The sequence below is a fragment of the Ramlibacter rhizophilus genome (assembly GCF_004681965.1).
In the GTDB taxonomy this organism is placed as follows: Bacteria; Pseudomonadota; Gammaproteobacteria; order Burkholderiales; family Burkholderiaceae_C; genus Ramlibacter; species Ramlibacter rhizophilus.
The window spans coordinates 362,537-374,429 of record NZ_SMLL01000003.1 but is presented as its reverse complement, the minus strand read 5'-3'; the positions used below and the strand labels follow the sequence as shown (position 1 = coordinate 374,429).

The 11,893-nt window shown below is 69.6% G+C and carries 11 protein-coding genes; 6 read left to right on the top strand and 5 right to left on the bottom strand.

Annotated elements, in window-relative coordinates; translation table 11 throughout:
* The first annotated feature begins 58 nt into the window (after window positions 1-58).
* Together xdhA and xdhB are read left to right on the top strand one after the other, a co-directional pair.
* The gene (gene xdhA, locus EZ242_RS08270) at window positions 59-1,522 is read left to right on the top strand and encodes a xanthine dehydrogenase small subunit (RefSeq protein ID WP_135284662.1); all 1,464 of its coding nucleotides are present in this window, start codon (window positions 59-61) and stop codon (window positions 1,520-1,522) included.
* The gene (gene xdhB, locus EZ242_RS08265; protein WP_135284661.1) at window positions 1,519-4,014 is read left to right on the top strand and encodes a xanthine dehydrogenase molybdopterin binding subunit; all 2,496 of its coding nucleotides are present in this window, start codon (window positions 1,519-1,521) and stop codon (window positions 4,012-4,014) included. Before xdhA ends, xdhB begins: the two co-directional genes overlap by 4 nt.
* A gap of 15 nt (window positions 4,015-4,029) precedes the next feature.
* Here the strand turns inward: xdhB and EZ242_RS08260 are convergent, their stop codons facing one another.
* Window positions 4,030-4,251: a DUF3606 domain-containing protein gene (locus EZ242_RS08260; RefSeq protein ID WP_135284660.1), complete on the bottom strand. Its 222-nt coding sequence runs from the start codon at window positions 4,249-4,251 to the stop codon at window positions 4,030-4,032.
* Window positions 4,252-4,473: 222 nt separating this feature from the next.
* Here EZ242_RS08260 and EZ242_RS08255 point away from each other — a divergent pair, with 222 nt between their 5' ends.
* From EZ242_RS08255 to EZ242_RS08245, 3 genes are all read left to right on the top strand, one after another.
* Complete coding sequence (locus EZ242_RS08255; protein WP_135284659.1) at window positions 4,474-5,211, top strand: hypothetical protein; 738 nt, start codon at window positions 4,474-4,476, stop codon at window positions 5,209-5,211.
* Between the two features lie 97 nt (window positions 5,212-5,308).
* Window positions 5,309-5,995 carry a hypothetical protein gene (locus EZ242_RS08250; RefSeq protein WP_135284658.1) on the top strand — a complete coding sequence of 229 codons (687 nt, stop codon included), beginning with the start codon at window positions 5,309-5,311 and terminating at the stop codon, window positions 5,993-5,995.
* Between the two features lie 176 nt (window positions 5,996-6,171).
* Window positions 6,172-6,438 (top strand): GlsB/YeaQ/YmgE family stress response membrane protein, encoded by a 267-nt coding sequence (locus EZ242_RS08245; protein WP_420821240.1) that lies wholly within the window; start codon window positions 6,172-6,174, stop codon window positions 6,436-6,438.
* 61 nt (window positions 6,439-6,499) lie between these two features.
* Here the strand turns inward: EZ242_RS08245 and EZ242_RS21980 are convergent, their stop codons facing one another.
* Together EZ242_RS21980 and EZ242_RS08240 are read right to left on the bottom strand one after the other, a co-directional pair.
* Entirely contained in the window at window positions 6,500-6,649 is a 150-nt protein-coding gene (locus tag EZ242_RS21980) for a hypothetical protein (protein WP_167784694.1), read from the bottom strand.
* A gap of 181 nt (window positions 6,650-6,830) precedes the next feature.
* Window positions 6,831-8,033, bottom strand: coding sequence for a phenylacetate--CoA ligase family protein (locus EZ242_RS08240; protein ID WP_240787038.1), 1,203 nt, complete (start codon window positions 8,031-8,033; stop codon window positions 6,831-6,833).
* Between the two features lie 280 nt (window positions 8,034-8,313).
* Here EZ242_RS08240 and EZ242_RS08235 point away from each other — a divergent pair, with 280 nt between their 5' ends.
* The gene (locus EZ242_RS08235; protein ID WP_135284656.1) at window positions 8,314-8,961 is read left to right on the top strand and encodes a Crp/Fnr family transcriptional regulator; all 648 of its coding nucleotides are present in this window, start codon (window positions 8,314-8,316) and stop codon (window positions 8,959-8,961) included.
* 690 nt (window positions 8,962-9,651) lie between these two features.
* Here EZ242_RS08235 and EZ242_RS08230 read toward each other — a convergent pair.
* On the bottom strand, window positions 9,652-10,467 hold the full coding sequence (locus tag EZ242_RS08230) for an ABC transporter ATP-binding protein (RefSeq protein WP_135284991.1): 816 nt from the start codon (window positions 10,465-10,467) through the stop codon (window positions 9,652-9,654).
* Window positions 10,468-10,540: 73 nt separating this feature from the next.
* Window positions 10,541-11,872, bottom strand: a complete 1,332-nt coding sequence (locus EZ242_RS08225; RefSeq protein WP_135284655.1) for an ABC transporter substrate-binding protein — start codon at window positions 11,870-11,872, stop codon at window positions 10,541-10,543.
* Between the last annotated feature and the right edge of the window lie 21 nt (window positions 11,873-11,893).

The following is an 11,893-nucleotide window of genomic DNA, read 5'->3' as shown; positions in this document are numbered from 1 at the left end:
CGGCCGCTTGGCGCTCCTAACCTCGAAGCTCACGCGAACGCCGTCATACTGAAGCGACATGGACAACAAGACGATCCGATTCATCCGCCGGGGCGAGCTCGTATCGCTCGGCAATGTACCACCCGACCGCACGCTGCTCGAGCTGCTGCGCGAGGACCTGGGCTGCACCGGCACCAAGGAAGGCTGCAACGAGGGCGACTGCGGCGCCTGCACCGTGGTGCTGGCCGAGCCGGACCAGGGCGGCTTGCGCTGGCGGGCGGTCAACAGCTGCATCCGCCTCGCGCATTCGGTGGACGGCACGGCGGTCTACACGGTGGAGGACCTCGCCCCCGCGGAAGGCCCGCTGCATCCGGCCCAGGAGGCCATGGTGCAGTGCCACGGCTCGCAATGCGGCTTCTGCACGCCCGGCTTCGTGATGAGCCTGTTCGGCATGTACCAGAACCATGTGTGCCGAGGCGAGCGCATCGACCGCGCGCTGGCGCAGGTGGAGCTTTCAGGCAACCTGTGCCGCTGCACGGGCTACCGGCCCATCCTGGATGCCGCGCAGCGCATGGCCGAGCTGCCGCCCGTGCGCGTGGACGAAGCCGCGCTGCTCGCGCAGCTGCAGGGCATCGCGCCGCGCGCCGCTTCCGGTGGCTACATGGCCCCGACCACGCTCGCGGACCTCCTCGCCGTGCGCGCCGCGCACCCGCAGGCGCAGATCGTCGCCGGCACCACCGACGTGGGCCTGTGGATCACCAAGATGCACAAGCGCTACGAGCAGGTGCTCGACGTGACGCGCGTGAGCGAGCTGCGGCGCATCGAGCCCTGGGGCGAGACGCAGGGCCTGTCCATCGGCGCCGCCGTCTCGCTCACCGACGCCTTCGCGGCGCTGGTCGGCCAGCGACCGGCGCTCCAGACCTTCGCCGAACGCTTCGCGGGCCTGCCGGTGCGCAACGCCGGCACGCTGGGCGGCAACATCGCCAACGGCTCGCCCATCGGCGACTCCATGCCGCTGCTCATCGCCCTGGGCGCGCAGCTCGTGCTGGCCAGCGCGCGCGGCGAACGCACGCTGGCGCTGGAGGACTTCTACACCGGCTACCGCAAGACCGTGCTCGCGCCGGACGAGGTCGTGGCCCGCGTGCTCGTGCCCGGGCCCTCCCAGGGCGAGTTCCTGCGCGCGTACAAGATCTCCAAGCGCTACGACGACGACATCTCCGCGATCTGCCTGGTGATCGCCATGCAACGCGAAGGCAATGCGGTGCGCAGCGTGCGCATCGGTGCCGGCGGCGTCGCAGCCACTCCCGCGCGGGCCCGCCAGGCCGAGGCCCTGCTCGCCGGCCGACCCTGGACCGCCGAAGCGGCCGAAGCCGCCGCCGAGCGCCTGCGCGCCGAGTTCAGCCCCATCAGCGACATGCGCGCCAGCGCCGCCTACCGCCGGCAGGTGCTGGGCAACCTCATGACGCGCTTCTGGCTGGAAAGCCAGGGCGCCACATCCCTCAACCTGGAGAACTTCCGCCTGGACGACGAGGTGACGGCATGAACGCCCGCGACAAGGACTTCGACGCCGCATCCGGCGGCGGCCCCGGCGGCGCGGCCGACGCGGGCGAGCGCAACCTGGCCCCCGCCACGCAGTCGCCGCACGCGCCCGCGCAGGCCATGCCCGCCGTGGGCAGCTCGCGCATCCACGAGAGCGCCCGCGCGCAAGTGGCCGGGCGGGCGACCTACATCGACGACATCCCCGAACTGCGGGGCACGCTGCACGCGGCGCCCATCCTCTCGCCCGTGGCCCATGGCAGCCTGCGCGGCGTCGATGCGCAGCCCGCGCTGGCCCTGCCCGGCGTGCGCGGCGTGGTGCTGGCCGCCGACATCCCCGGCGACCCGGTGCTCGCCACTTTCGTGCACGACGAACCCATCTTCGCGCGGGACAGCGTGCAGCACGTCGGCCAGGTGATCGGCCTGGTGGTGGCGGACAGCGTGCAATCGGCGCGGCGCGCGGCGCGGCTCGTCAAGCTCGACATCGAAGCCCTGCCGGCGGTGCTGGACGTGCGCGCGGCCCACGCGGCGCAAAGCTACGTGCTGCCGCCGGTGGTGGTGCGTCGCGGCGAGCCGGAGGCGGCGCTCACGGCTTCGGCCCATCGCCTGCAGGGCCAGCTGGAAGTGGGCGGCCAGGAGCACTTCTACCTGGAAGGCCAGGTGGCCTACGCCATTCCGCGCGAGCAGGGCCAGTGGCACATCCACTCCAGCACGCAGCATCCGGGCGAAGTGCAGCACTGGGTGGCGCATGCGCTGGGCCTGGAGAACAACGCCGTCACGGTGGAATGCCGGCGCATGGGCGGCGGCTTCGGCGGCAAGGAAACGCAGGCGGGCCACATGGCCGTGTGGGCGGCGCTGGCCGCGCGCAAGCTGGGGCGGCCGGTCAAGCTGCGGCTGGACCGCGACGACGACTTCATGATCACCGGCAAGCGCCACCCCTTCGCCTACGACTGGCAGGTGGGCTTCGACGACAGCGGCCGCATCACCGCGCTCAAGCTGGACATGCTGGCCAACTGCGGCTTCTCCGCGGACCTGTCCGGGCCGGTGGCCGACCGCGCCATCTTCCACACCGACAACGCCTACTTCCTCTCGGACGTGGAGATCGCGTCGTACCGCTGCAAGACGAATGTGCAGAGCCATACCGCCTTTCGCGGCTTCGGCGGCCCGCAGGGGGTGATCGCGATCGAGGCGATCCTGGGCGACATCGCACGGCACCTGCGGCTGGATCCGCTGCAGGTGCGGCTGCGCAATCTGTACAGCGAGGAGGTGGTGCAGAGCCCTTCGACAGGCTCAGGGCGAACGGATGTCGCTTCTCTACAGGCCGTTCCAACACCCACCGTTCGGGCTGAGCCTGTCGAAGCCCCTCGCCGCAACACCACCCATTACCAAATGAAGGTCGAGGACAACATCCTCGAGCCCCTCATCTCCGAGCTGGCGAAGACCTCGCGCTACGAAGAACGCCGCGCCCGCATCGCCCGCTGGAACGCGCAAAGCCCGGTCATCAAGCGCGGCATCGCCCTGACGCCGGTCAAGTTCGGCATCAGCTTCACCGCCACCTTCTTCAACCAGGCCGGCGCGCTGGTGCATGTCTTCACCGACGGCAGCGTGCAGCTCAATCACGGCGGCACCGAGATGGGCCAGGGCCTGCACACCAAGATCATGCAGGTGGTGGCCGACGAACTGGGTGTGCCCTTCGAGCGCGTGCGCTGCACCGCCACCGAGACCGGCAAGGTGCCCAACGCCTCGGCCACCGCGGCCTCCAGCGGCACCGACCTGAACGGCCGCGCCGCGCAGTTCGCGGCCCGCAACATCCGTGACAACCTGGCCGCGTTCGTGGCCGGCCTGGACGGCTGCGGCGCGGGCGCGGTGCGCCTGCGCGCAGGCGAGGTCATCTCGCCCACCTGCACGCGCAGCTTCGACGAGGTGGTGCGCCTGGCCTACGCCAACCGCATCCAGCTGTGGAGCGACGGCTTCTACCGCACGCCCAAGATCCACTACGACAAGGTCACGCTGACCGGCCGGCCCTTCTACTACTTCAGCTACGGCGCCGCCTGCAGCGAAGTGGCCATCGACACCCTCACCGGCGAGAGCCGCGTGCTGGCCGTGGACATCCTCCACGACGTGGGCACGTCCATCAACCCGGCCATCGACATCGGGCAGATCGAAGGCGGCTTCGTGCAGGGCATGGGCTGGCTCACCACCGAGCAGCTCGTGTGGACCGCGGACGGCAAGCTCGCCACGCACGCCCCCAGCACCTACAAGATCCCCGCCACCGGCGACATCCCGGAGCACTTCACGGTGGCCCTCTGGCCCGAGCCGAACCGCGAGGACAACGTCGGCGGCAGCAAGGCCGTCGGCGAGCCTCCCTTCATGCTGGGCATCAGCGTGTGGGAGGCGATCCGCGACGCGGTCGCGAGCGCCGGCGCGCCGCAGAACGCCTCGCGCCTGGTCGCGCCGGCCACGCCGGAGAACGTGCTGCGGGCGCTGGGCGGCGTCTGAGCCTGCGGCTGCCGCTCAGTCGCTGCGCGGTCGCTCGCTCGCGCCCTGCGAGCGCACCCGCTCCTGCAGGTGCACCCGCACCCGCCCGGCCCGGTCCCCCACCGCCGCCACCGCCTCACGCACCGCCTGCTGGCTCACGTTGAACTGGCGCGCCCAGGCGCACACGGCGTAGTCGTGGGAAATGTCGATGCGGTCCGCATCGCGGACGGCGGGCTTGTCCTGCTTCACTTCGATCATGCAGCCCTCCCTGGCTGTTCAATGGCTGGCGAATCCTAAGGAACGCCGGCGCTCCGCCGTGTAGGACGCCTGGGTGGGCTGCGGCAGGAACTCTGGTCATGGGCGCACTCGACGCCTCTTAAGAGGCCGACAACAGCCGACTCCAGTCAACCACAACATTAACACCAATACACTCAACTGAATTCCTAAGTAACCATGCGCGCGCTGAAGGGAGGTAAGTCGATGCGAGACGATTCGCGCGGCCTGCGGGTGCGCCGCCTGCACAAGGAACTGGAAGACCTGCTGCGGCCGCATGTCGCCACGGTGCGCGCGCTGGAGGTGGAGGCCGGCATCCAGGACGAAGCGGACCGACTGCGCGCGGCCGTGTTGGACGCTGACTCCCCGCACGGGATTCGGGCCGAACGCGCCGGTCCGATCGACTTCGAAGCCCTCTATGCCCGCGAAGCAGACCGGGCCCGCTCAGCCATCCGCGACCTGTACTTCGACATCCCCGAGCGCGGGCTGCGCAGGCAGTTGCTGGACGAGCACCGCAGGCTCGACGAAGTGCGTGCCAGCCACGGCCGCGACGAACTGCAGCAGGCCGCGCGCGAGCTTCAACGCGCCACCCGCGCCGCGAGGTATCCCGGCTGGGTTCCGGGCGTGAGCGTCGGCGGCCTGGCCTACGTCCTCGGCTCGCAGTTCGCCCCGCCCCTGCCCGTGGCCCTTGGCGCCTTGGGCCTCGGGCTGGGCCTTGCCTGGATGGTGGGACGACGCCTCCTGGCCGAGCTGGCGCGGGCCCAGGCCACCTATCACTACCTCCACCGCGACAAGCGACTGCGCGACCTGTACCCGCTCACCTTTTCCTGGGAGGAGGCGAACACCGGGCTGCGGGACCGCCTGTGCGACGGGCAGAGCGCGTACGAGAACCTCAAGCGCTTCCTGGAGATGGAGCGGCAGCGCGAGGAGCGCAGTGAGTGCTGACACGCCGGTCCAGGCGGTGTCGGTCGAAGAAGACATTCATTGGCAATCACAGGGAGGCGATTCGATGCAAGAGTCAGCGCACAGGACCGTGGGCGGCATGCCGCCGCATTCGGAGCTGGAAGAAGTCTTGAAGCCGCACCTGGCCCGGGTGCTCGAACTGGAGACCCAGGCCAGGATCAAGCACCACGCGGACTGGGCCCGCGAGGCCTCCAAGCGGGCCCGGGACGCCGCCGCCGAACGCGGCGACCCACCCGACCCCGTCGATCCGGAAATCAGCCGCGCCCGCGACGCAGACCATGTGCGCACCACCCTCCGCGACCTCTATTTCGCCGTCCCCGACAGCGGCCTGCGGCGGGAGATGCTCAGCGCGCAGCGGCACCTGCAGGACGTGCGCGCCAGCCATGGCCGCCTGGAATTCCAGCAGGTCTCGATGCACCTCCAGAACGCGAAGAACGCCGCCAAGCGCTTCCTGTGGGGCCCTGCCATCCTCGTGGCCGCCATCGCCTTCGCTGCCGGCGCTTTCTTCGTGGACCCGGTCGTCGCGGGCATGCTGGCCCTCATCCCCGGCCTGGCCGTCGCCTGGAGGTCCCACACCCGGGTGCAGAACGAACTGCGCAGGGCCAAGGCGGCCTACCGCCGCGCCAACCGCAGGCGCTGCATTCGCGAGCTCTACCCGGACACCTTGTCGGAGCAGGAGGTCCACGCCGGCCTGCGCGACAGAACCCGCGACCGGGAAAGCGCCTACAAGAACCTGATGCGCTTCCTGGAGCGGGAGGGGCAGTGAGACGGTGAAGCCACTGCTCCGACTGGCGCGTCACCGGCGCGCCCAGGAGCACACCCCACAGTGCCCGCAGGCCGTCCGGCCCGTACTACCCCGCCACGCTGGCTCGGCCTACAGGATGCCCGGCACCGGCCCCTCTAGCATGAGCCACGTCCGATCAGAACGAAGGAAGGCTCATCATGATCACGAACATCATCGGCACCATCATCGTCGGCTTCCTGGTGGGCCTGATCGCCCGGGCCATCAAGCCGGGCGACGATCGCATGGGGCTGATTTTCACCACGCTGCTGGGCATTGCCGGTGCGGCGCTGGCGCGCGTGATCGGGGCGTCCTTCGGGCTGTACGGCCCCTACGAGGCGGCCGGCTGGGTGGCCTCGGTGCTGGGGGCCATCGTGCTGCTGCTGCTGGTGGGCGTGCTGCGTGGCAGCCGCACGCGCCGGCGCTAATCGCCGGCGCCCAGGTGCTCAATGCGGCGGTGACGGCCGGCGCCCAGGCGCGCCACAGGCCTCAGGCCCACAGGCGATGGGCCCGCTCCTCCAGCTCCTGGCGTCGCAGCAGCAGGCGCGGCACGTCCGGATGCAGCGGATCGATCTCGCGCAGGGCCCACCGGTAGAAGGCGCACGCGAACGTGACGTGGAGCAGGTTGAGGATTTTCATGCCCCCATCGTTGGCTCGACGGTTCGCCGCGGAAGTGCGCGCGAAGCTCATGCGCTTGTCGGGCTTTTGAAACACGGCGTGTCAGACAGTTTCGATGTTCGACAAAGTGATAGCAGCCCGGTGGCGTCGGGCCTCACGCGCAGCGCCGGTGTGGCCTTCGGACTTCGCGTGCCGCCCGGCTTCAGTCGTACTTGCGCAGGTCCTCGATCACCTTGCCGTCGGCGGGCAGGCTTCCCGGCGCGAGCAGCCTGACTTCGCCGCGCAGCTTGGTCACATCGCGCAGGCTGCGGGCCAGCGCCTCGGCCAGCGCGGGCGAAGGCTGCGCCGCCTCGGCCTGCAGGACCATGCGGTCCTCACCCAGCGCGCCTTCGACACTCAGGCGCAGCCGCTGTACGTCGGAGTGGCGCTTGCCCAGCTCGGCGATCTGCCCGGGCGTGACGAACATGCCGCGCACCTTGGTGGTCTGGTCTGCCCGGCCCATCCAGCCCTTGATGCGGGTGTTGGTGCGCCCCGTGGGACACGTGCCGGGCAGCACCGCGCTCAGGTCGCCGGTGCCGAAGCGGATCAGCGGATAGTCGGCATCCAGCGTGGTGACAACGACCTCGCCCACCTCGCCGTCGGGCAGCGGGTCACCCGTGCCGGGCTGCACGATCTCGACGATGACGTGCTCGTCCAGCACCAGGCCTTCGCAGGCCGTGGTCTCGTAGGCGATGAGGCCCAGGTCGGCCGTGGCATAGCACTGCAGCCCGGCGATGCCGCGTTCGCGGAACCAGGCGCGCAGCGAGGGCGGGTAGGCCTCGCCGCTGAAGAGGGCGCGGCGCAGCGGCGGCGGCTCGCGGCCCTTGGCGTCGGCGGCCTCCAGCAGGATCTTGAGGAAGCTGGGCGTGCCGCCGTAGCCCTGCGCCCGCAACTCGTACAGCGCCGCCAGCTGCAGTTCGGTGTTGCCCACGCCGCCCGGGAAGACGCTGCAGCCCAGCGCGGCGGCGCCCTCGTCCAGCATGAAGCCCGCCGGCGTGAGGTGGTAGCTGAAGCTGTTGTGGATCAGGTCACCCTCGCGGAAGCCGGCGGCGAACAGCGCCCGCCCCATGCGCCAGCTCTCGCCCTGCGGCTCGTACAGCGGCCCGGGCGACTGGAACACCCGCCGGGCCGGACGGGGGTACGGCAGGCCGCGCCAGCCGCAGGCGGAAAAGCCGGCGAAGGGGTCCGCCCCACCGGCCTCGCGCCCGGCCTGCTGGGCCTGCAGCAGCTCGGACTTGCGCAGCACCGGCAGGCTCGCCAGGGCCTGGCGAGACCGCACCGCCTGCGCATCGACACCGGCCAGCCGTTCGGCCTGCGCGGGACTGTCGGACTGCGCGCGTGCGACCTGGCGGGCCAGGGCATCCATCAGGGCCGCTTCGCGCAGTGCGGGGTCCCGGCATTCCAGGGGGTCGTAGTAGAGGTCGTTCGGGGTCACGGCGGCTCTCGGGCGGTGGTGCATCGACAGGCTGGGAATCTAGGCCGGCCGCGGCCGCGGCACTGTCCGGGCGGCACCATTTACGCCGGCCTCGGCACGGGGTAAACCCGCAGCGGCCTTCGCGCAGAATCGCATCTCCCCATCTTCGCGAACACGCTGTCCCGCAGTGAGCTACGAACGCCTTCATGCCTTTCTGGACACGTCGCCGTGGATGCCTGCACTCACCCCGGCGCAGGCCGACCGGGTCCACCGCGACGTGCTCGTGCGCGAATTCGCCTCCGGCGCCACCGTCTGCGCGCGCGGCACGCCGTCGGTGCACTGGATCGGCGTGGTCGAAGGCATGCTCAAGGTCGAGACGGTGACGCCCGCCGGCAAGTGCGCCAGCTTCGCCGGCGTGCCCGCGGGTGCCTGGGTCGGCGAAGGCGCGGTGCTCAAGGGCGAGCCGCGGCCCTACGACGTGGTGGCCATCCGCGACAGCGTGGTCGCGCTCATGCCGCGCGCAACGTTCCAGTGGCTGATGGAGCAGAGCAACCCCTTCAACGGCTGGCTCATCAACCAGCTCAACGCCCGCCTGGGCCACTTCATCGCGCTGGTGCAAAGCCTGCGCCTGAACGACACCAAGGCCCAGGTCGCCTACTGCCTAGCCAGTCTCTTCAACCGCGACCTGTACCCCGGCACCACGCCGCAGCTGGCGATCTCGCAGGAGGAGATCGGGCGCCTGTCGGGCGTTTCACGGCAGATCGCCAACCGGGCGCTGCACGAGATGCAGGACAAGGGGGTGATCCGCATCGGCTACGGGATGATCGAGGTGCTGGACCTGCCGGCCTTGCAGGCGATGGCGCATGGGGAGGAGGGGTAGGGCGCTGGGCTCCTCTCCTCTCCTCTCCTCTCCTCTCCTCTCCTCTCCTCTCCGCTCCTCTGCTTTGCTTGGTTTGCGTTGGCGGTGATGCGTGTCGTGCGTGGCGTGCCGGGTCTCGGCCCGGCGGCCGACCTACTTTCTTTGCTTCGCCAAAGAAAGTAGGCAAAGAAAGGCGACCCGGGTGGCTGCGACCCCGCGGCTTCGCCGCGGGGCAACCTGCGCCGAAGCGCTTCGGCCGGGGTCCGCGTGAAACTCGCCCTGCGGGCTCAGACAGCACGCGGCCCTTTTTCCGGCCGAAACACTCCGGCGCAGGCGCATCCACACGGGAGGGGAGAGGGACCGACACGGCCTGCGGCCGTGTCCTTGGAAGTTGAAGCCGGGGGCCGAGCGCAGCGATGGCCCGAGACAGCTCCCCTGTGGACGTGCCGAGGAGCGCAGGACGGCGGGGAAAAAGAAGCGGGCCTTGTCTGAGCCCGCAGGGCGAGTTTGGCCCGCTTCCCCCGCCGTCCGAGCACCGCAGGTTGCCCTCTTCACCGCGCAGCGGTGAAGAGGGACACGGCCACCGGGGTCGCCTTTTCTTTGCCTACTTTCTTTTGGCGAAGCAAAAGAAAGTAGGTCGCCCGCCGGGGCGAGACCCGGCAAGCCACGAACGAGAGCACCGGCTCGAAAACGAAGCAGAGATAGCGCAGATCAAGCCAACCACCTCTTCCTCCTCCGGTAACTCTTCACCTCCCGGAAACTCTTCCTCTCCGTCCCCCCCATCCCCAGGTAGAACTCCTTCACGTCCTCGTTGTCCGCCAGCTCCCGCGCCGGCCCGTCCATGACGACGCGCCCGTTCTCCATGATGTAGCCATAGTTGGCATAGCGCAGCGCCATGCTGGTGTTCTGCTCGGCCAGCAGGAAGGTGACGTTCTCGCGTGCGTTGAGGTCCTTCACGATCTCGAAGACTTCCTCGACGATCTGCGGTGCCAGGCCCATGGAGGGTTCGTCCAGCAGCACGAGGCTGGGCTGCGCCATGAGCGCGCGGCCGATGGCGCACATCTGCTGCTCGCCGCCGGAGGTGTAGGCGGCCTGCGAGGTCCGCCGCGTCTTCAGGCGCGGGAAGTAGGTGTAGACCTTCTCCAGGCTGGCCGCGATCTCGCCCTTGGACGAGCGCGTGTAGGCGCCCGTGAGCAGGTTCTCCTCGATGGTGAGGTGGGCGAAGCAGTGGCGTCCTTCCATGACCTGCACCACCCCGCGCTGCACGAGCTGCGCTGGAGACAGGTTCTCGATGCGCTCGCCACGCAGCTCGATGCTGCCCTTGGTGACCTCGCCGCGCTCGCCGCGCAGCAGGTTTGAGACCGCGCGCAGCGTGGTGGTCTTGCCCGCGCCGTTGCCGCCCAGGAGCGCGACGATGCCGCCTTCGGGCACCTGCAGCGACACGCCCTTGAGCACCAGGATGACGTGGTTGTAGATCACCTCGATGCCGTTGACGTCGAGGACGATGGGTGCAGCAGTGGCCGTCATGGAAAAGAGAAGCAACGATGGGAGGGTTCGCATTCGCGCGAGTCGTGCCCGCGCGAATGCGTGACCTTGCCGGTCAGGACTGGCAGTCCGCCGGCGTGCGCGGCTCCAGCTTCTTCTCGGCGGCGTACTTGGCGGCGGTGCTCTTCACCAGCGGCTTGATCACCTGATCGTCGGCCTGCAGCCAGTCGGAGGTGAACTTCCACTGCTTGCCGTCCCAGGTGTGGATGCGGGCCCAGGCCGCGCCCATGTGGTCGGCGCAGGAGGTGCTGATGGGGCGCATGACGCCGGCGAAGCCCAGTGCGTCGAGCTTGGGCTGCGTGAGGTTGAGGTTCTCCAGGCCCCAGCGCACCTGCTCGCCCGTCATGACCTTGCCCTTGCCGAAGCGCTCCTGCGCGGCGCGGATGCCCTCGATGCCCAGCATGGCGCTCATGGCGCCGCGCATGTACAGCACCTGCCCCACTTCATCCTTCGGGCCGGTGCCCTGCCCCTTCTCATGCACCATGGCCAGGATGTCCTTGACCACCTTCGACTGCGGCTCGGCCCCGTGCTGCATGGTGACGGCGTTGTAGCCCTTGGCGCCGTCGGCCACGTCCTTCACGTCCGGCTCGGCACCGGCCCACCACACGCCGTACATCTTCTCGCGCGGATAGCCGGTGGCCTGCGCCTCCTTGATGGCGGTGGTGTTCATGATGCCCCAGCCCCAGAGCACGACGTAGTCCGGCCGGGCCTGGCGAATCTGCAGCCAGGTGGACTTCTGCTCCACCCCGGGGTGCGCCACCGGCAGCAGTTGCAGGTCGTAGCCGTGCATCCTCGCGCGCTCCTGCATGAGCGGGATGGGCTCCTTGCCGAAGGGGCTGTCGTGGTAGACGAGGGCGATCTTCTTGCCCTTGAGCTTGTCCATGCCGCCGCCTTCCTTCTTGGCGATGGCCTGGAGGATGGCGTCGCTGGCCACCCAGTAGGTGCCGGCGATGGGGAAGTTCCACTTGAAGACGGTTCCGTCGGCACTCTCGCTGCGGCCGTAGCCGATGGTGACCACGGGGATCTTGTCCACCGGCGCCTTCTCGGTGATGGCGAAGGTGGCGCCCGTGGACAGCGGCTGCACGAAGGACGCGCCCTTGCCCTTCAGGCGCTCGTAGCACTCGACGCTGCGCGCCGTGTCGTAGCCGGTTTCGCACTCCTCCCAGGCGAGCTTGACGCCGTTGATGCCGCCCCGGGCGTTGACCAGCTTCATGTAGTCGATGTAGCCGTTGGCCCAGGGCGTGCCGTTGGGCGCGTAGGGACCCGTGCGGTACGAGAGCACGGGAATGAACTGCTCCTTGGCCTGCGCGAGCGCGGCGCTGGAAAAGAGCGACGCCGCGCCGGTGGCGGCCAGGGTCACGGCGATTGCCAGGGCTTTGACTTTCATCCTTGTCTCCTTGTGGGTTGC